Source organism: Pseudoalteromonas sp. MBR-15, from assembly GCF_053628915.1.
Genome location: NZ_JBRJHH010000002.1, coordinates 346218 through 367685, shown reverse-complemented (window position 1 = coordinate 367685; position 21468 = coordinate 346218). Strand labels below are relative to the sequence as shown.

Here is a 21468-nt window from a genome sequence, read left to right as displayed (position 1 = left end):
TTTTGTATACAGTGGCTCGCATTTAGTGAACCACTTTTTAATCTAAGGAGAGCGGTATGTTAGATGCATTTTTAATTGCGCTACAAACTATTCTTACCCCTACACACTTAATGTATTTATGCGGCGGCGTTTTTTTAGGTTTGCTGATTGGTATTTTTCCGGGTTTAGGTGGCATAGCGGGTTTATCGTTATTACTGCCATTTTTATATGGTATGGACCCAATATCAGCGCTCGCTATGCTTATTGGCCTAGTCGCGGTTATTCCCACTTCTGACACTTTTACGTCTGTCTTAATGGGCATCCCAGGCTCCAGTGGCTCACAAGCTACTGTACTTGATGGCTTCCCGCTTTCTAAAAAGGGCCAAGCTGCCCGTGCGCTTTCAGCAGCGTTTGCCTCATCGTTATTTGGTGGCCTATTTGGCGCTATTGTTTTAACACTGTTTGTACTGATTGCACGACCTGTCATTTTAGCATTTGGCTCGGCTGAATTATTTATGCTTACTTTGTTAGGTTTAAGTATGGTTGGGGTATTGGCTGGAAATAGCCTAGTAAAAGGCTTAAGCGCATGTGGTTTGGGTTTATGTTTAGGCTCAATTGGAGGCGCACCTGCAACAGGTGAATACCGCATGATATTTAATAACGGTTATCTTATGGATGGTATTCCGTTAGTTGTTGTAGGTTTAGGCATATTTGCTCTACCAGAAATCATTGATTTACTGCGCCAAAACCGTTCTATTTCAGAAGCTTCAGAACTGGGTAAAGGTTGGTTAGAAGGCGTAAAAGATGTGATCAAAAATAAATGGCTCGCCACGCGTTGTGCTGCTATTGGCTGTGTGGTAGGCGCGCTTCCTGGCCTAGGTGGCAGTGTAGTTGATTGGATCTCTTATGGCCATGCTGTGCAAACCTCAAAAGACACTGAAAACTTTGGTCGAGGTGATATTCGCGGTGTTATTGCCCCTGAGTCATCTAATAACGCTAAAGAAGGGGGGGGATTAATCCCAACCTTATTATTTGGTATTCCGGGCTCTGGTAGCATGGCTGTATTTTTAGGTGGTATGGTATTAATTGGTTTAGAGCCAGGCCCTGCGATGATCACCACCGATCTTGATGTTACATACACCATTGTATGGTCTCTTGCACTAGCCAACGTTATTGGTGCGGGCGCGTGCTTACTTATTTCTAAGTGGGTGGCAAAAGTAACTACCATTCCTTACACGCTAATGGCGCCATTTATGGTCATGGTGATCTTCTTTGCTGCGTTTCAGGCGACCCGTGATTTAGGCGATTTAGTTGCACTGGTTGGCATTGGTATTTTAGGTGTATTTATGAAGCGCTTTGGTTGGCCACGCCCTGCATTTTTAATTGGTTTTGTTCTAGCAAGCGGAATGGAAACCTACCTTTATCAAGCTATTCAGTTTGACGGTATTCAGTTTTTATTAAAACCAGGCGTTATTATTATTGGCGCTCTGACAGTACTGTCTATCTTTTTTGCGGCTCGCCACTCAATCAAGGCTGAAAAAAAGGAAAAAGCGAATAAAAATAATGTAAATACCGAGGTAAAACCAACTAATCTAAAGCCACAAATCGCGTTTTCTGGTTTGATTTGTCTGGTGTTTGCATACGGTTTATATGACTCGTTTCAACGTACATTTTTAGGTGGGGTATTTCCTGCTGTGGTGTGCTCCTTCATGCTAATACTCTCTGTTGTTGTGCTGATTAAGCTACTAATTAATAAAGCCGATAATGCTGTCAATTACGACAATGAGGTGTCAGCAGGGTATGTTAATGACTCAAGTGTGACCGGCCTTTGGCATTATGTATTTTGGCTGTTCGGTTTAGTAGTTGGGTGCTTTTTAGTGGGCTATGTGATTTCTATTAGTCTGTTTTTTATTATATTTTTGCTTGTAAAAGCACGTATTTCGGTTGTTAGAACATTAACGCTAACGGGATGTGCGTTAGCATTTTTACTCACTCTATCGCACTTTATGGTATTAGATTTACCAAGTGGTTACCTACAAGAAGTGGTAAGTTTTACGCAGTTGTAAATGTCACTGTGCTAGGCGTAACAACATACGTTTAGCACAATTTGCATCCGTGCTAAAAGGTACTGGCTTAAGAAGGATAAATTTATGATTTCACCTAAGCTTATTTTAATGCCGCTTTCTACAAGTGGGCATGTAACAGAGCGCTTAAAAGGGGGCTTGGCCATTGCTAAGTATTTTAATGCGCACATTGATGTTTACCATACGCACCTAGACCCAAAACGTTTTTTACCAACTGGGCAGCTAGGCTTACCCACTAAATTGCTAAAAGAATTAGACTCTGTAGCTGGGCGCTTTGCAACAACCGAATCGACAAATTTAAAAGCTGAGTTTGTTAATTTATGTGCAGAACAGCAGGTTAAATTCACCGACGACAGTACAGAGCAGCCTATGCATCCAAGCGCATCATTGCATATCAATTTAGGGCTGCGCAGCGAAATAATTGCAGAGCAAGGTAAAGTTGCTGATCTTATTATTATTCCTCAGTCTAAAAGTGGTAAATCAACTTCGACCTTTGAGGCATCAGTTATGCGAAGTGGTAAACCTATATTACTAGTACCACGACAATTGACCCACTTTGATATAAAAACGGTCGTGATTGCTTGGAACGCCAGTACAGAGGTATCGCGCGCTCTTACTTACAGCTTAGCTTTATTGAAACAGGCAACCAAAGTGGTTATTTGCACCAGTTCGAGTAGCGCTGATAAAATGCCAAATGGCTATGAGGTTGTAAGGTATTTAGCCCAGCACGATATTAAAAGTGAATTTGTAATCTTTAATAATGGTAGGCAATCGACCGTTAAAGCTTTTATGTCAGTAGCGCAGATGCATAATGCTGATTTAGTGGTAATGGGGGCTTTTACGCACAGACGTATCCATGAGCAAGTTTTTGGCGGTATGACTAATTACATGCTAGCTAAAACTCCCTTTCCAATACTAATGGCGAGATAAAAACACAAGCCGATTTTTACCTTTAATATCGGCTTTATTAGTGGCGCTTAAACTCATGTAGCGCCTAATGTTGTTAACATGGCGTCCATGTGACCAAATGACCTTTATAAAAAAATAAACCCCGCAATTGCGAGGTTTATAGCGTAATGCGAAATGCACTATTGAATGCTTATTTCATCCAATGTGATAGTCGCTTCACTTTCCGTTCTTATGGTGATGAATGAAGTGCTGGTTGCAACGAGTCCATCCACAGTATAAGTTTGGCCTGCTGTTAAGTCAGACAGCGGCACAGAATAAAACTTAGACGCAGTGCCATGAATTGAATTGCTACTACCCGAAGTATTGTTATCGACATAAATTTGAAAGTTTTTGGCTGTGTTTCCAGCTACCGCTGCAACTTTGAACGTTACTTGGTAGTTGTTTGATAAATCAAGCAAGCCTGTTGTTTCGGTGTCATTTCCTGTCGTACTGGTACTTGGGGTTGTGTTAGCAATGCTAATTCTAGCGCCAGTCATTGTTAACTGTCCGCCTGCGACGTCAACATTACCTGTTACACGGTAGAACAGCGCTTGTTCGTTACCCGCAGATCCTGAAATATCACGATAGCTGTTACTAAAAAACTCATCAGTATTAGCAGCAGAGAAGTTTTCAGTAAAAGGCAATCCAAGTGGTTCTTGAATAGGAGGCTCCGTTGGAGACTGAATATCAGGAATGTCTAAATCACTTTGATCCAGCTTACCAACACCTGCATGAGCAAGTACATGTGCTTTAACATCCATTACAGGCGTAAGCGTATATTCATAAGGTGCTTTATATGAGCTGGTTGGCGTCATGCCGTTTTCAGTCACTTCTGCTCGTACATCCCCATCTGCCGCATCACTCCATGTAATGCCTTCGCCTAGATAATTACCTGATGTGTTCCAATAACCAATCTGTGCTGAATAAAAAGAAACCACAGGGTTCTTGGTATTTTCAAAGTAATTATTCTCTATGTGTAGCTCAGCTCCCATGCGTGAATTAATTGCACTTGAAGTGATATTGTTATAATAGTTATTGAAAATATGACCATTACCGAACCTAAATAAAGGGACCCGAGAGACAATATTTTCAAAGCGGTTGTGATGGAAGGTGATATGACGGTTTTTATTACTGCTGTCGTCATTGTCACTATGGCCATGTAATGAAGTTTTCCAACTATCATGTATATAGTTGTAAGAAATGGTAATGTTCTCAGCACCCGACTTAGAATCAATTAAGCCATCATAATAGTCTTGATCCACGGAGAGCGAAGAATACAACTCATTATGGTCAATCCAAATGTTTGCTGTTGTTTCGTTTTCATCACCTTCAATTGAAATTCCGTCTTTACCACCAGTGAGTACTTCATGAATTTTTAAGTTTTGGATGATAATGTTGTTAGCGCGGCGAATAGCAATGCCAATCCCACTAAACTCACCTCTATCAGCCACACCGATAATTGAGACATTATTCATATCTTTAATTTCAATAGATTTATTATCACCGCCACTGTTAGCATCTGTGATTACACCATCAACATAGATAGTAATAGCGGATGCTGAAGACTTCGCTTGTGCTAGGGCTGCTTTTAATGAAGCCCCATTATCAACAGTAACAACAGTACCGCCTTCACCACCGGTGATATTATAGTTATACCCTGCAAACCCTCGACTAGGATTGATTGGCGCAATGCTGACAGGCTCATTCGGTAGTTGAGGAATAGCAAGTGGTTTTGGACTCCATCCTTGACCGTCGTTATAATCTGCAAAAATGTTTTCGCGGTCTAGTAGCTCGCTGACTTCTGAATCTGAAAGAATATAGCCACCTTCGCGTTCAGATAAATCAAGTGGATTACCGTCTAAATCCATACTGCCATATTCGCGCCAACCACTGATTGCTGTGGCAACGCTAGGGTTAGGAGCAGGTTGATTATTTACACCTTGAACAGCCCAGCCAATTTTAGCGATATGTGTATCAAACCTATTGTTTATTAAGGTTATATTATCAAAGTATGTATCGCTGCCTCCACTTCTTGCAATGTATGTTGAGTTATCTAAAACATCATTGCCAATGGGGCCAGGACCGTGTGTGAATCGACTATTCAAGAAAATAAAACCAGGGTCTGTTTCTACAGGTACACGCGCTTGTAAAACATAGCCACCCGCTGAGTCAGTTAAAGGATCACCGTCTTTTGAATCACCGATTGTACGGATCTCTGAACTCTCGAATAACGCCGTTGTTGGGTAACCCCAAATAAAATCAACATTCCCTGCAACAAGCGTGTTGTAGAACCATGAGTATCCTTTTAACAGGAGGGTATCTTGTTCACTTTTAAAGCGGGCATTGTTCGCAACTAGGCGGTACGGGCTATTGAAATAAATAGTTTCTGCTTGGTTTGAATCCACTTTATTACGAATATGCGTATTTTTAAGGGTGAGATTATTAAGGGTCAGCATGTCGACACCTTCTACTAAAAACACACTTCTACCTCCGTTAGGTGTTCCTGTGCTAATAGGTGCACTGCCACCCGTGCCGCCATTCATAGACTCGTAATTCTCATATTGAATAACGGTGTTTTCTTGGCTTTCACCTTGAATAGTGAGGTTGTTTTTATCGCGTAAAAATAACAGTTCGTTATAGATGCCGTCTTTTATGGAGACAGTGGTGTGCTCATCTTTGCCCAAGTACTGCATAGCAAAATTAAGTGCACCTTGCACAGTTCTAAAGTCTGCCGCACCTTCATCATCAACGAGCAGCTGATTACCTGCAGGCATGCTTACTTTAGTGACAAAGTCCCATTGACTGTTATCACCTAGGCCACTAAATTCTTGACCATTTAACATTGCACCAACCACGACATCATCACCAATTACAACACGGTATGTATGTCCATACTCAAGGGTATTATTGCGTGGTTTAATGGTGAGTGTGTTCCCATTTAGCTGCAGTGGATAGTAGTAAACAGAGCGAACTTTAGCTTGTCCAGCAAAACCAATGTGGTCAATGTTTTTACCAACGGTAAGGGTATCGACTAAAATGTTATCGCTGACTTTATAAATACGTACTTCACCTAAAGCGCCTAAACTTGGTTCATTATCAAATGTAAGGCTAAATTGCGTATCAATAAATTGATTGGCACTGTTTTTTTCAGGAAATAACTTTCCAGTTAAGTCGCCATAGTCAGTTGTTGGCATGACAAAACCTTCAGCCACACTCACCTCTATTGTTCGGGTTATGGTACTATCAGAACCAGAGACGAACGTAATCGTGGCATTACCGGCCGCCATTGGGGTGAGAGTAATTACACTCCCATTGATATCGACACTGACAATTTTGTCATCAGTTGAAGTGACTGTGAATTCATCAATTGTTACCCCATCATTTTTAATGGCGGTGACATTAATTGTTAATGGTTCAGCTGTCGTTGAGGTGTCCCAGTTAGGGTCCTTGTAATCCAGTGTGAGTTGAATGGGTTTGATAGTCGGATCGCCAACTTTTAAGTCATCCAATTCAAATGAACGGTTATTAGTAAATAAACCTATTAGCCCACGTGCGCTGTAATTTGTATCACTCACTGAGCCTAAGTTTTCACCATTTAAGTAAATGGTTAATTGATCATTGATTAATTCAAAACGGGTGGTGTACCAAACACCGTCTTCTGTGCCCCCTTTTTCGCCGAGTAAAATAGGTGTACTTGCCTGAACAGGGCGTGCAATAGAGCCCTCGGTGCTGACAGCAACTTCTACTCGCGTGCTACTAGATGAGTTTTGCACATTTAAACCGCCACCATACCAGTTTCCTGTATCTTGATAACGGGCCATCATGTACAACTGTTTGTTTGCTGTTGTACTGTTTTGACGAGGACGAATTTTCGCTTCTACAAAATAATTACCTGTTTGTGGGATATTTTGCATTGCTTCGTCTGTGGCTAAAATAAGTTCACCGCCTGCGTTGCCTGCGGTGTATCGCATCATGTTATTACCGTTGATATTTAAAATATCGAATTCACCCATGGCACCGTCTACGTTAGTAGGCGTTGCTAAAATTTTCCAGTTGCTCAAATCACCACTTTCAAAATCATCACAAAAATACAGTTCAGGTGCATATGAACACTTAAAGATACTTGGGTCTTCAACGTACTCAATGCGTAAATTATTAATCACTACTTTACCGCCTGTCTCGGTACGCAATTGTAAAAAAGAGTTCTTGGTAGCGAGTTTTCCGGGTACGACTAAGGTTTCGCCAACAACTAAGTCATTGATTAACTCGTTGAAGAATCGAGATTCACCACCGTGCATCGATTTAGAGCTACTTGATGTATTGTTGTCGACATAGATTTGGAACTTGTTGTCACCTTCAGGATCGCTGGCACTGACAATATCCATGACGACTTGGTAAGGCCTTGATAAATCAAATACCCCCGTTGAGTTTGTATCATTTTCGCTGGTTTCCACGCCCGCAGTGGTATTACCCAAAGTGAATCGGCCCCCGTCCAGTTCTAAACCGTTTTCGACGACGGTGACGGATCCTCCAGTTTTTGAAAACATCGGAACTTCATTACCTTGACTATCAACTATTTTTTGATAGTCGACAGAAAAAATATCACCAGTAACAGTCGTAAAATCGTTTGTGTAAGGCAGTTCAACAGTGGGGATCTCACCTGTCGCAGGTGGATCAATTGGCGGTTCAACAGGTGGCTCAACTTCTGGCACATCTGTCGCAACTGTTTCTATTTTTAGATTATCTATGACTAATAAGGCGGCTGAATCGGTTCTGATTTGAAAGTAAGAGTTTTTAATATCTGCGCTCAGGATACCGCGTGCATCTGGGTGCGTTAATTCAGTTCCTGTATTAACATCTTGCCCAAGTATATAAGTATAAGAGAAGCGTTGTCCGACAGGCAGGTTGGTTTCATCAATCGATTTTCCATAAAACTTTGATGCATCAGCATGCACAGAGTTACTTTGGCTTGTTGTATTGTTATCAACGTATAAAGAAAGAGAGCCTGCACCATTATGGCTAATGACGTCAAAGCTAATAGTGAAGCCTTCGCTTAAATTGTATATTCCCACACCCGTTGTATCGCTTGGCGATGATTCTTTACCTGGTAGGGTATTACCGATTGTGAAACGGTCACCTTCCAAAACAAGCTGACCCAATTCATTGATAATGGCACTGCCGCCAGATTTAAAATAAAGAGGCCCACTTCCTTGCTCATCAGAGAGGCTTTTATAACTGGATGAGAAGAATGTATCAGTGTCGGTATCGAATTCCTCGTTTAACGCAAGACCGGTTTGTTCAGCAAGTTCACTAAGCTTTACCAACTCATTTTGGGCTTGCTGTTCATCAAATGCTAAAATATTGTTGTATGCATCATCGTTGTTATCACAGCTAAGTACTAACGTTGCAAGCTGTGCTGCATCATTTGTAGAGCACACACTAAAGGTATTATTGACAGTGTTGTGCGAGCGAGAAATTAAATAATGCTTAGTCGGTGTATCACCTTCACTGGTTGTTAATACTAAAACGCGATTACCAAACTGAAACTCATAGCTGCCAACGAGCGTTTCATTCCCATCGACTAGCTTAGTGAATGACCCCGTGCTTGCTCCTTCTTCAGTGGGTGTAAACTGCCACATTTCAATACTCGCTTTTGCCCCTTTTACAACGGGGTTATAAATTGTCCCCGTGAAGTCGGCAGGAGTGAAGGCGAGAGGCTGTGTACTGTTATACTGCTCAAAAATAAAATCTACAAAATGCATAATGGCAGTATCAGCACTCACTAAGCTGGTATTTGCTCCCCCAGCGTTAGCAAGCCATTGATTTACCTTTTCGTCAAAATCGTCACTGGCAAAGAATTCTGCAGGTGTTTGTCCTTGGGCTAATTCCATTACGGCAGCCTGTGCTGCTGCGTCACTAATGGTAATACCGTTACTGGTGTCACCATCCACATCTAACGACTGCAATAAACGCAAACTATTGATTACAGCAGGATGAAATACGGTGTCTGTAGAGAATACGCTCAGTGGAGTGACAACATTGCTGGCCGCGACACTTGGAAATGTCAGCTCACCAATAGAAAATGTGATCGCTTCACCACGGAAATAATCAAATTGGCCATTACTGTCCGTTTTACCGTTTGTCACAGACGGGCTGTTATAGGTCAATCCGGCGACAGGGCTATCTATAAAAACCCCTTGAATAGGGGGGAGTGGCGCCTCTTTTACGTTGACAGAGCTTTCTTCGCCGCAGCCTGCAAGTACGGCTGCGAGCAATAAGCAAGATGGAATTTTAATTGTGCTATTCATACATCCCTCCAAGGATGAACGCGTTTAGCAACACAAACGCGTGTGTTCAGTGATTATTGTTGTTTTAAGTAGTTGAATTATTAGTAGAACTTATAATTCATTCCTAGTTGATATGTCCGACCATAATCTTCTCGTTGATACAAAATTTCGCCGCCGGACTGATCATTACCGGTGAAATAACGAAGGTCTGACTCGTCGGTGATATTGATTGCATCAAAGTAGAATGAAAGGTGTTCGTTGAAGTCGTAAGTCGCTTTTATGTCAAAGGTTAATATGTCATCTTGGTAGATATCAGCCCATGTTTTACATTTTTTAGCATCATTTTTGTCTGCTGAAATAGGGCAAGAGCCTACTTGTTCTAAAATATCGGAACGATAATTACTGATTAGCCTAAATGACGCTGTTTTATTCTCCCAACCCAGCGCAATATTAGCGGTAATATCTGCTTGGCCTGGTAACGGCATTTTTTCATAGCGTATGGTGTCATCGAGTTTTGACTCACTACTGACGACGGTCATATTACTTTGCCAAAATAAGCCGTTTTCAAAAAACTGGTTATAACTGAGCTCCATACCATACACGGTTGCTTTATCACCGTTTAAGGTGATATCAACTTGATTTATGACTAAGTCTTGTGGAATCGCGAAGTCAGAAACATGATCAACAGGTAATGTAAGAGGTAGCTCATCTAACCCCATTTGAATACCACTGACATCAACAATGAAGTTATCAATATTTTTATAGAAAACAGCTACTTCAACGAATAATTCTTTGGAAGGATACCAACCAAATGAGGCGTCAAAGTTGTCTGATGTCATTGCGACAAGATTTGGGTTACCAACTTGAAGTGCATTGTCGGGCCCCAAAATATAGTTTTGTAATTCTAATGCACTTTGCCCATCTGGTTCGCTATAACATGTATTGGTTGTGGGGTCGCATAAACTGATATCATCATCAAACCGTGCATATCCTCGTGCTTGTTTAAACGAAGGGCGAGTGTAGCTGGTCCATAAAGAGGTTCTAACTAACATCGTTTCATTTGGTTCATAACGAAGATGCATACTAGGGAAGTATTCACTGTAAGTTATTGATGATTCAGGTAACGGAACTGCAATATCTATGGTATGCTCACCACCAAATGACCAATCGTCATTTTCAAGTGACATAAAACCAGTCGACGAAAACTCGGTATGCGCATAACGCACACCCGTTATTACGCTTACTTTTTCTGATAACTGCAGTTCTGCCATAACATAAGCGGCATACGTGTCCTCGGTGAGTACATAGTCTTCTTTAGTGCTGTCGATTGATATTTCGCCACCGGTGGCATTTTCGCGCGTAATTTTTGTTGAATCAACCATGTACTCAACATCCTGCGCGGACACTAAAGGGTAGGTGAATAAATCACCAGCGGGCACACTATAGTCATAATCGGTAATATTAGAGTTAGCAACAGCGATACAGGTTTCGTTACCATCGCAATCATCAGCATTTATCGTGTAACTCCAACGATCTTTATCTCTATAGTGTTCACGTTCGTTATAGGTGCCTCCAAACTTTATAGAATTTAAAAACTGACTATCAAACTCCTTTTGAAAGTTAAGTTTAAAGCTTGTGATTTCGTCTGTGCGGGTGCTGTCTTCCATGAATAGGTTATCGTATTGCATATTAGAAAGATCGCTTAAATCACCGTCGGCCTCACCAGCAAAAACATCATTGTCTGGGTCAAGCTCAAAACCACCAAGAGCCGCAGCTTCAGAAGGCGTTAATACTTTCGCAGTAATAAAATCACGGCCAGCCTTGCCATAAACGATATTTTCTCGTTCGCGGAATTGCACACGACGATCACCCACTGATTCATCGTCTGTTTTAGAGTAAGCATATTCATAATCTACGCGCCACGACTCAGCAAAGTAGTTTTCACCACCAAAGCTATAGTTGGTGGTTACAGTTTCACCTTCTTGAATAAAATACTGGTTGTAAACATCAATATCTGAAAGTGCAAACTCCTTAGTTTGTGGGTTAACATAAATAACTTCGTCTTCTTGATCGCCATTATAAAAGTTATAAAATTCACGTTGAGCGATATCGTCGTCGGTGTATTTTGAATAATTACCACGAATATAGTAAAAGCTGTCTTCATTTGGTTTGAATTCGACATTCAGTGTGGCATTGGTACGTTTACGATCCGCTATTTCGCGACGGTTTTCGAGCTGTGCAGGGATTAAAATTTCTTCTGCATTTGCTAATTCTGTTTCAGAGAGACCAATACCCCCTTTTAAAAAGTTCATATCACGAGAGCTGTGATGACGTACTTCATCGACTTGTGTTTGTCTGTCTTCATAGCTGGCCGCAAAGCCAATACCAACTTTGTCATCAAATAATAACTGTGTACCATCAATACTAAACTTCGGTGAATGTGCCTCTCTCATTTCATTGTAAGAATCTTGAAGTTTTATTTTCAGTGTATTGTCACCACGGTCATAAGCCGAAATAGCTTTTACGTTTACTGCGCCACCGATTGAGTTTAAGTTCATATCAGGTGTGAGCGTTTTAAACACCTCAATTGCACCAAGAGAGTCACCCGTTATGCCATCAAGACCGACTTTTCGGTCATCACCTGCACCAGAAAGTTCCGCGCCATTCATATTTACCGACACAAATTTGGGACCAAGACCACGTACTGCTACATATTTACCTTCGCCTTCGCTTCTTTCTAAGGTGACACCGGGAACACGACGTAGAGACTCAGCGACATTTTGGTCAACTAAGTTACCTAAATCATCTGTAGCAATCACAGAGCTAAATGCTTTGCTTTCACGTTCCATTGCTCGGGCTTTTAAATCAGCCTGATAAATGCCTGTTACAGCGATGATCTCCATGCCATCATCTTCATCTTGGGCTTTCTTTATCGCTGTTTTTTCATTACTACTAGACGCTGTTTGCGGTACGGGTTTGGTTGTCTGTGCGTCTTGTGCATAGACGGGCAGGGCAACCAAAAGTGCTGCTGCAATACCGCTGAGTTTTATCGTTTTCATTGTTGTTCCTTTTTAAAAGGCTTTTATTGTGTTCTATTTTCTTTTTAAAAACCCATTTGCCACCGGTGGCAAATGAGGGTAACATAAAGTTAACACCGCATTAATTAAACTGTCAATTTTTTAATCAGTATAAAGGCTGGTTTTTTTCTACAAGGTACAAAAAGGTGGGTTTGAATGAAAAGTGAACAATACCGGTTTCGTCGAAACGTCCTATTGCTACTGTTTGGTGCATTGAGTGTGTCACTATTTAGTGCAAATAGTATGGGTCAGTCGTTAACGCCTAGGTCTATTGCCTTTGATGGTGCCGAAGGGTTTGGTAAATTCTCTCGAGGTGGCGCAGAGGGTAAGTTGTATATTGTAACGAGCCTCGAAGACAAAGATGAGCCCGGAACCTTACGTTACGCAATTAATCAAAAGCATCCTCGCGTTATTACATTTGCTGTATCTGGGGTGATTAAGCTGTCAAAAGAATTAAAAGTAAACCACGGTCGAATTACGCTAGCAGGGCAAACCTCTGCGGGAGGCATTACCATTTCAGGTGCGCCATTTACTGTCTCAAATGCAGAGGATGTGATTATTAGGTTTATTCGTTTTCGATTAGGGACATTTAAGGTGGTAGAAGACGCATTAACTGTGCGCAATTCTAACAATGTTATTATAGATCATTGTTCATTAAGCTGGTCTGTTGATGAAACGGGTAGCTTTTACAATAATCGTAATTTCACATTACAAAACTCTATTATTTCATATAGCTTAAACGACTCTATTCATCCTAAAGGAAACCATGGTTATGGTGGTATTTGGGGAGGAGCTAATGCCTCTTTTATTAATAATATAATAGCAAATCATGCAAGTAGAACTCCCCGTATAAATGGACACAGACTAAAATCTCCTTACCCTTACACAGATGAATTTATCGAAGTGAGTAATAATATTATTTTTAATTGGGGACACAATAATGTGTATGGCTCTGAGAATGGGCGATTTAACCTGATAGCGAATTATTACAAACCGGGTAAAGCGAGCAAGCGCATTCAATTTGCGGATATTTGGTTCTCTCCATTCATTAGCAAAAACCAAGCTTATATCGCTGGAAATATTCTAGAAGGGTACCCAGAGTTTGATGATAAAAACTGGTTAGCTGTCAATTATAGAAATAAAAAAGAAGGGAAACGTATCGCCAGCCAAGCAAACAGCCCTTGGTTGAGTGATAAAAAAATTATAGTTGAGAAAGAGTCTGATTTTAAAGCAAAGAATGCGAAGCAGGTGTTTTATGATATCGCACAAAATCAGTTAGCGGGAGCGAATAGAAATGCAAATGGCGTGTTCATAGACAGCGTTGATCAGTTAGTTTATGACCAACTCAATGACAAGCATCCCGTAACAGGGGATGGGTTAATTAATCATGAACTTGACGTTATTCCTAGCTGGCAAGCGTATGAAGCTCAATTTAAAGATGTTGCTGTTGTTCAAGATAAAAATAACGACGGTATTGCCGATAGCTGGTTTGCACAACAAGAAGCGGTGTTAAAAACATTAAACGAATCACAAAAATTAGAATTATATTTAGAGCATTTAGCAAAGTAGTCAATAATTTTTGTTAAATTGGCAGGATTAGGTATTTTACGGATTGGTATCATAGCCTATCGGTAAATGCCGCATAACAAAGGGAGCTATTGCTCCCTTTGTTAAGTTATAAGCATGATTTAAAAACGTCTTTTTGGCACTCTTAGTTGCGAGTCAAATTCGTCAGGGAATAAAATAGTACCGTCATCTTGTTCAGTTGGAAAAACGGCAATCAGTAAGTCATCTTGTTCAAGACCTGGCGTCCAGCGGCTCAACCAATCTTTGACGGGTATCGCTTTGGGCTCGCAATCTTGCCACTCTCCGGTTGCCCAACTTTGTGCAAACTCACGGCTAGGCCAAACGGGTACGCAATCATCGTCTTCATTGGTAAGCATTACACAGCCGTGCTCATCATTAAGGATCCAAATCTGTTTAAATTCGTGAACCATTTCAAACATATAAGCGAGTCGTTTTTTTGTGCCAAGGGCAAGGATTTCGTCTAATTCTGTTTCAACACGTTTTGCAGTTGCATTATTCATGACAAGCTCACTCTTTTTAGTTATACACAGCATTATCTTAATCATAAGGTGATAAATTAATATGACAAGTAATAAAGCGATTATCTCTGTGCAATGAATGGTGGTTAATGCGCCTTCACGGCTATTAACGTAAGCGGCCAGCCATTGGTGCATTCGTTGTTTATAAATTAGATAGTTGTTGGTTCGGTATGTGTTGATTTCGCACTTATCGATTTAGATTTAAGTAACTGAAATCGTTCACTGGAAGGTGGCACCAATGCAAAAGATAAATCATTTATCCACGAAGAATTAATATTAACAGTGACATAAGCAGGGTACACGTGCACTTTTTCTACAACAGTAATCGTGCTGATAACGCTGTGAGTTGGGTTGTCAGGAAGGGGCAAATTTTCGGGATGAGTTAACCTACAAGGTGGGATTATGGGGCAGGACAGTTAATTTAACACTGAGCTGTTCAATGAAGTCATGGTTACTTGCTGTGATTGTAAATATATATTTTCCAGGCTCAGTTGTTTTATGTGTATGTGTAATAAGAGAAAAGTGGTCTCCTAAATTGATCTGCTTTTTTGTAAGATAACTATTCGCTATTGGTGTGGCGACATACAGGTTTAGCGGGCTTTTAACATTTTTTAGCTTGTTGGTTGTGAAGTTAAAGACCACTGTTTGTGTGGCGTTAACAGTGAGCTCTGGTGTAGTACTCTGTAAAATTTGTTGTGTGCTTTTCGTGAAAGAAGAGAGGCTTTCTTCGTCATAGTCACGAGTTAGGAGTTGATGGCGCTCGCTGCTTAAGGCTAAGTTTGCAGTCATTATTAAGCTTAGGTATGTAAGAAGGTGATAAACCGTGAATGTGGAGCTGAACAAGCAGGTTGCCTTTATTTAGATTTAGAAAAGAAGGCCCATAAGGGCCTTCTGCGGGGGATCACAACTTACTTATTGCCACCTTTGCCTTTTAGTTTTGGCATTGGAACAATGGTTTGTTGATATGAGCAATTATCAGTGCCGCTTTCACAAACTTGGTACGTAAACTCTTTTGCTGTTGAGTTAAAACGGTCTGTATAACTTGATTTATGTACATTGGTTACTAATAAAGCACCATCACGATACACATCAATATTCATTTTTTCAGGGGTAGACCACGTAAGTTCTGCAACAATGCGCTCACCACTTGCTGTCGCGTTACCTGAAAGAGTAATCGTTGGTTCAGGAACGGGTTCAGTCACGGTTACATTCTTGGTAATAGTGTGTGTTGCGCCGTCGTTATCTGTCACTGTTAAGGTGATTGCATAACTGCCAGCACTTACGTATGTGTGGGTTGGATTAGCGAAGTTTGATTGCACTCCATCACCAAAGTCCCATGCCCATACTGTTACAGAGCCATCGCTGTCACCACTTAAGTCTGTCAGGGTGATGTTAAGGTCGTTAACCACTACATTAAAGTCAGCTGTAGGGGCGATATTTTCTGGTGCATCTTCAATAATGACTTGAATTTGCTTTTGATCAAATGCCTCTGCAGAGTCGTGCGCAACAACGGTGATTGTATGCGTACCTGCTGATAATGTGTCGGTGCTAAACAGTGGACCAGAACCAATTTTACCATTAAAGTTTGAGTACCACGCTAGGCTTGCGCTGACATTGCCATCTTCAGCATCTGATGCACTTCCGTCAAAAGTAATGCTATCGCCAAGCATAAAGCTGCTACCGCTTGTTGGTGCGTTAATAGTCACAGCAGGGGCTTGGTTTTCTGCTGGCGGAGTCACAATTGCGTCACCATTTGAAGCTGCAATGCTCCAGTTGTTTAGTGTGCCATTCATGGTGTAGCTTGAAGTATCTTCAGCGTATAAACGCCATGTGCCTTTTGTTGACTCGCCTGCGAACTCTATTGGGTTAAAGGTACGAACAAGGTCTTTATTCCAAAATTGACGCCATGTAACCAGTTTAACTAAGGTTCCTTTTGGTGATTGTAGCCACACATTTAAGTATTGAACTGAGTCAAATGAGATATCGACATTAACCTCTAAGCTATCAATTGCAACAGCCGTGGGAAGTTCAATCTCAGTGAATACACGGCCACCCATTTCAGGAAGCGGTTTTGAAGTTGTGTTAGAACCACTCACTGACGTATTAGGAGCTGTCACTGAAAACTCAATGGTTTCTACAGTAGTATGTGCTGCTGAATCAGTAACTGAGACAGACACAACGTGATCACCTAATGATAAATCAGATTGGCTAAATGACGTGCCAGTACCAATTTCTCCATCGATATTCGATACCCACTTGATTGCTGAAGAGATATCGCCATCTTCAGTGTCATTTGCAGACGCAATGAAGCTGATCGTTTCACCATTTAAAAATGCAGCATTATTTTCTGGTGTTGCTACTTTGATGATAGGGGCGAAATCAGTCTCGTTCGTTGGCGCTCCAGAGAGTTTTAGTTGCCAGTTGTTAAGTACACCGGCATCTTGGTTTGCATGGTCTGTAACCTCAAGCGTCCAGTCTCCATAGGCATTATCAAGCTCGTACTCGTAGGTGACAAAATTTGATAACATACGGTCACCACTTTGTCCTTCGCGATCACGTAATACGACTTTATGACCATCAGGAGCGATAAGTGAGATTACTAAATCATCAATCGCTGTATGAGAAATATCAACCACGGCTTCCACTTCAGTGATAATCATGTCGTGAGGCACGTTTATAATACTGGTAGTAGGTGTTGATGGACTGTTATCAGCAATTAGCTGAGAATCTGAATTGCTAAATGTTGTCGTAATTGAGCCTTCAGGCCAAACACGTAAAGTAAGTGGCAGTGTTTTAGTTACATCGCCATTCGTTGCCTCAACATTTAATGCATAGCTACCCGGTTGTGTCTCCGATGAGGTGATCACTGTCATTGTCGTTGCAGAACCTGCAGCAACTGGGTTTTGGCTAAATACAACCTCAGCATTTAGTTGCGGTAAGCTTGAAACACTTAATGTTGCATTACCTGTAAAACCACCGGCAGCTGTTAGATCAATTGTATAATCTTGGCTAATACCTTGGTTTACCGTTGCTGTAATCGGGGTTGCATCCATAAAGAATGAAGGGCCTGTACCACCCGAATCAGCTAATGCATTAAATACATTAAGACGTTTTTCTGTGATTGTTTTACCTGCCAATGAACTTAACGTATCGCCAGTGTTCATTAAAATACTTTTCAGTTGCGCGGTGGTTAGATCGGGGTTTCCTGAAAGCAATAATGCTGCTGCACCCGCTACATGAGGTGACGCCATTGATGTACCGCTGAAAGTATCGTAAGCATTGCCAGGCACTGTAGAAACAACGAATGACCCCGGCGCTGCAATATGTACTTTTTCATCACCCCAGTTAGAAAACCCAGATAAGTTATCGTTGTTATCGGTTGATGCAACAGCCACTACGTTAGGTACATCGTAACCAGCAGGGTAGAAGCCACCGCCATCAATATCTGATGAGTCATTACCCGCTGCGGCAACAAACAGCATATCGGCATTATTAGCGGCTGCGATTGCGTCTTTTAATGTTTGGGTAAAACCACCGCCGCCCCAGCTATTATTAAGAACACGTACATTATTGCCTGCATTTTTAAGGCTGATCATGTAGTCAATACATTGCACACCGTCAGCTAGGGTACCGCCTTGCGAGCCTAAAAAGCTACAACCCACCATGCTCGTGCGCCAGTTTACACCTACAACACCCGTACCATTATTACCTTGTGCGCCAATTGTGCCCGCTACATGGGTACCATGTTGACCTGTATCTGATGGGTTACCGTTATCAAGAATGGCAGATATACCATGTATATCATCAATATAACCGTTGCCATCGTCATCAATACCGTTACCAGGGACTTCATTTGGGTTACGCCAAATATTAGCAGCCAGATCAGGGTGAGAGAAATCAAAACCGGTATCAATAACGCCGACAATCACCGAGCTGTCACCAATGGTATAGTCCCATGCCGCTTCAGCTGAGATTTTTTGCATGCCATAAAGGTTCGCATAGCTTGTGTCATTTGGCACAGCAGTTGACTGTACAAGGTAGTTAGGTTCAGCATATTCAACTAGAGGGTGGTTTTTTAAACCGGCAAGCACAGTATTAACATTACGGCCTTTACCTAGCTTTAATACCGCTAAACGACCATTTGCAATATTTTTAAAACGGTCATCAACACCATCTCCATTGATATCTTTAAATGAAGCACCAAAATTGCGAGCAAAGTCATTGCGTTCTTTTTTTGCGACTTTTTGTTTGAATTTTACAATGACTGACTGCTGGTCATAGTTAGGTGCTATTTTAAGTGGGACTTTATGGTTTGCGTGAACAACAGCAAGGGCTACAGGGCTTAAGCTTGCCAAAAGAGTACCGCTTACTAAAGTGGTAATTAGTTTTGACGCGGTTTTATTTTTCGTTGTCATCATTTGCTCTCCTTTGTGGTAGCAAAATAAATAGGGCATTTAACACGGGCTTACTTAGATGTAATAAGTAAACATAAATTCGTTTTGTATACGAATGTATATATTTATATATCTAAGTGTGTGTAAATGGCAATGAAAATTTATCAAAATATTTACATTTATCTAAGGGTTTAATGTTTTTGTTTTTTAAGTTGTTGATTTAAAATAATTTAAATTGATTAAGAGTTTTATAGTTATTTTGTATTTTTGTGAGTAAATGTGTATATGTTGAGCGGTGAGGTATAAATGTAAGAATACATACTACCTAGGGAGGACTTTTTGCTAGTTACTTTTTAGTGGTTTTTGACGGGGCTCTTAATGCTATTTTCGCACCATTTATTGATGATTCTGCAATAGTGAGTGTGCCATTATGCAGCTCAATAATCTTTTTGGCTAAACTGAGTCCTAAGCCAACCCCGCCAGAGTCGCGGCAACGACTCAAATCTAAGCGCACAAAGGGCTCTAAAACTCGTAAGCGCTCATTGACAGGTATTCCTGGTCCGTCGTCTTCAATACTTATTTCATAACTGTCGATATGGTTTATTAAGGTTACTTTGACTTTGTTTGTTGCAAAGCGGGCGGCATTTCGCACTATATTTGAAACAGCGCGTGTTAGCTGGTGTTTGTCAGCTTTTATTAAACAGGGTTGAGGGCCTTTTTCACAAAGTTCAAAGTCAATATCTGGGTAGAGGTCAACATGTGCTTCAAGCACCTCAGAAAGTAAGTTACCTAATTTAACAGATGAAAGCTGAATTAGGTCGTGATTATTTTCTAATTGAATGAAGTCGAGCGCTTCTTTAATGAGCTTTTCTAGTTCTGATAGACCGTTATTTATTTTTAAACTCAGTGGTGCATTTGCACTTATCAACCCTTGATCTTCAAGCATATCGAATGCTAATTGAACCTTGGCAAGTGGAGAGCGAAACTCATGGGCAATAGCTTGAATTAGCTCTCGTTGTGATTTTATACTTTGGTTAAGTGAGTGATGAATTTTGCGCTGATGTAAGCGGTTTATAAGCAATATTGTTAGTATAAAAAGTCCAGTTAAGCCGGCAATCCATGTGTAGCGGATTAAATGCTGTTGCTCGAGCTCTTTTTGTTTTAATTGTTGGTCGGTTTTTAAAAGTTTAATTTGTTGCTCACGTTTTTCGGCTTCAAAGTGACTCATTAAAAAGGAGATTCGCTGGTCGCTCTGCGAATTAAACATTCCATCATTAATACGTTTAAAGTGTTCTAACGCCAATAGCGCATCAGAAAAATTATTTTGCTGCTTATGAAGCTCATAAATAAATTCATAAGAGTCTCGCATTAAACGTTTATCATCGACATTTTCAGCGATTTTTAATGCTTGTTTTACCAGCTTAATAGCAAAGTCCATCGTGTTATTTAACTTGGCTATTTTGGCATTAACCAGCAGCGCATTTGCTAATAAGGGGTTAACCTGCAAATCGGTTATTTTTGTTAATGCTGGTTTGGCAAACGCCTCTGCATTGATAGGGTCATTAAGCGCAACATACACACTGGCTATATCGATTTTGATTCGGGCTAACATCACGTCATCATTTAGCTCGTTTGCAAGCCCGATGGCTAAATTTAACTGGTGTAAGGCTGCCTCATACTGGTTTTTTCGTAGGTGAACAGTGCCAAGGCTAGTAAGGGTTTCGGCGACACCTAATTTATCTTTTATTGACTCGTAGTAGCCTAATGATCGTTGTAAATATTCGAGGGCTAAATCGTCGTTTTCTAAGAAAAAATAGGTTAAACCAATGTTTCCTAAAACTTGTGCAAGTCCAGGGAAGTCATTTAGTTTTTCTCTGATTTTTAGTGATTTTAATTGGTACTCAAGGGCTAGGCTGTAATTACCGCTGGTGCCATAAACATTGGCAATATTGTTTAACGAGACCGCGATTGATTTTTCTTCTCCAAGCTGAGTTTGTATTTCAAGTGCTTGCTGAAAATAACGTAACGCTTGTTTCGGCTCACCGAGTATTTGATAAATAATTGCGATGTAATTTGTTGTGTTGGCTATACCGTGCTGACTGGGTTGATTTTTTGCCAGTACCAGTGCCTGCTCAAATTGTTTAAGTGCCGAGTGATAGTCAGCTGCGCGCCAATAAATTATACCCTGCATGGTTTTGGCTGTGTATAGACCTTGCTCATAATTGTTGGCCTGTGCAATGGATTTACTTTCATCAGTACAGTGCTGTGCAGCATCATAATCACCAATAGCAATGTAAGCCCAAGCCATATTGTTTAACACTTGAACACGCAGTTTATGATTAGGAAAACGGGTTAATTGCTCGAGTGCTTGCTTAGCAAAATCTAAACTTTTAGTGGGTTCATTATCGCGATAATACTCAACAAGTTGCGTTAAGATTTCGGCTTTTTGTGACGCGTCTGAGGCTATTAGTTTGGCTTCTAAAGAGGCGTTCGTTATTGCTTGCGATGACTGAGCATGACTGCAAATCGGCAGTATCAACAGGCTGACAAAGGTATACGTAATGAGCAAAGCCTTTGGCAAGCGAACCATCTAG

General features: G+C 40.9%; 9 protein-coding genes. 3 read left to right on the top strand and 6 right to left on the bottom strand.

The annotated features are described in order from the left end of the window. Nucleotides 1-56 precede the first annotated feature (56 nt). A complete protein-coding gene (locus tag ACSSVW_RS04630; RefSeq protein ID WP_454178938.1) occupies nt 57-2045 on the top strand; it encodes a tripartite tricarboxylate transporter permease in 1989 nt (662 codons plus the stop codon). Between the two features lie 84 nt (nt 2046-2129). Continuing rightward, nucleotides 2130-2993 (top strand): universal stress protein, encoded by an 864-nt coding sequence (locus ACSSVW_RS04625; RefSeq protein ID WP_454178937.1) that lies wholly within the window; start codon nt 2130-2132, stop codon nt 2991-2993. 158 nt (nt 2994-3151) lie between these two features. On the opposite strand, the gene ACSSVW_RS04620 is transcribed toward ACSSVW_RS04625, so the two are convergent. Both ACSSVW_RS04620 and ACSSVW_RS04615 read right to left on the bottom strand, forming a co-directional pair. Beyond that, on the bottom strand, nt 3152-9319 hold the full coding sequence (locus ACSSVW_RS04620; RefSeq protein WP_454178936.1) for a pectate lyase family protein: 6168 nt from the start codon (nt 9317-9319) through the stop codon (nt 3152-3154). Between the two features lie 80 nt (nt 9320-9399). Further along, nucleotides 9400-12357, bottom strand: a complete 2958-nt coding sequence (locus tag ACSSVW_RS04615) for a TonB-dependent receptor (RefSeq protein WP_454178935.1) — start codon at nt 12355-12357, stop codon at nt 9400-9402. Nucleotides 12358-12531: 174 nt separating this feature from the next. Here ACSSVW_RS04615 and ACSSVW_RS04610 point away from each other — a divergent pair, with 174 nt between their 5' ends. Then, nucleotides 12532-13944: a pectate lyase family protein gene (locus ACSSVW_RS04610; RefSeq protein WP_454178934.1), complete on the top strand. Its 1413-nt coding sequence runs from the start codon at nt 12532-12534 to the stop codon at nt 13942-13944. Between the two features lie 119 nt (nt 13945-14063). On the opposite strand, the gene ACSSVW_RS04605 is transcribed toward ACSSVW_RS04610, so the two are convergent. From ACSSVW_RS04605 to ACSSVW_RS04590, 4 genes are all read right to left on the bottom strand, one after another. Beyond that, complete coding sequence (locus ACSSVW_RS04605) at nt 14064-14462, bottom strand: DUF2750 domain-containing protein (protein WP_074989413.1); 399 nt, start codon at nt 14460-14462, stop codon at nt 14064-14066. Between the two features lie 405 nt (nt 14463-14867). Then, nucleotides 14868-15269, bottom strand: coding sequence for a hypothetical protein (locus ACSSVW_RS04600; protein WP_454178933.1), 402 nt, complete (start codon nt 15267-15269; stop codon nt 14868-14870). A gap of 119 nt (nt 15270-15388) precedes the next feature. Beyond that, the gene (locus tag ACSSVW_RS04595) at nt 15389-18898 is read right to left on the bottom strand and encodes a S8 family serine peptidase (RefSeq protein ID WP_454178932.1); all 3510 of its coding nucleotides are present in this window, start codon (nt 18896-18898) and stop codon (nt 15389-15391) included. A 322-nt stretch (nt 18899-19220) separates the two neighbouring features. Further along, complete coding sequence (locus ACSSVW_RS04590) at nt 19221-21464, bottom strand: tetratricopeptide repeat protein (RefSeq protein ID WP_454178931.1); 2244 nt, start codon at nt 21462-21464, stop codon at nt 19221-19223. Nucleotides 21465-21468 lie beyond the last annotated feature (4 nt).

Coding starts and splice junctions, on each gene's coding strand:
- ACSSVW_RS04595 (WP_454178932.1), bottom strand. CDS start 18,898: ATGATGACAACGAAAAATAAAACCGCGTCAAAACTAATTACCACTTTA.
- ACSSVW_RS04610 (WP_454178934.1), top strand. CDS start 12,532: ATGAAAAGTGAACAATACCGGTTTCGTCGAAACGTCCTATTGCTACTG.
- ACSSVW_RS04605 (WP_074989413.1), bottom strand. CDS start 14,462: ATGAATAATGCAACTGCAAAACGTGTTGAAACAGAATTAGACGAAATC.
- ACSSVW_RS04620 (WP_454178936.1), bottom strand. CDS start 9,319: ATGAATAGCACAATTAAAATTCCATCTTGCTTATTGCTCGCAGCCGTA.
- ACSSVW_RS04615 (WP_454178935.1), bottom strand. CDS start 12,357: ATGAAAACGATAAAACTCAGCGGTATTGCAGCAGCACTTTTGGTTGCC.
- ACSSVW_RS04630 (WP_454178938.1), top strand. CDS start 57: ATGTTAGATGCATTTTTAATTGCGCTACAAACTATTCTTACCCCTACA.
- ACSSVW_RS04600 (WP_454178933.1), bottom strand. CDS start 15,269: ATGACTGCAAACTTAGCCTTAAGCAGCGAGCGCCATCAACTCCTAACT.
- ACSSVW_RS04625 (WP_454178937.1), top strand. CDS start 2,130: ATGATTTCACCTAAGCTTATTTTAATGCCGCTTTCTACAAGTGGGCAT.
- ACSSVW_RS04590 (WP_454178931.1), bottom strand. CDS start 21,464: ATGGTTCGCTTGCCAAAGGCTTTGCTCATTACGTATACCTTTGTCAGC.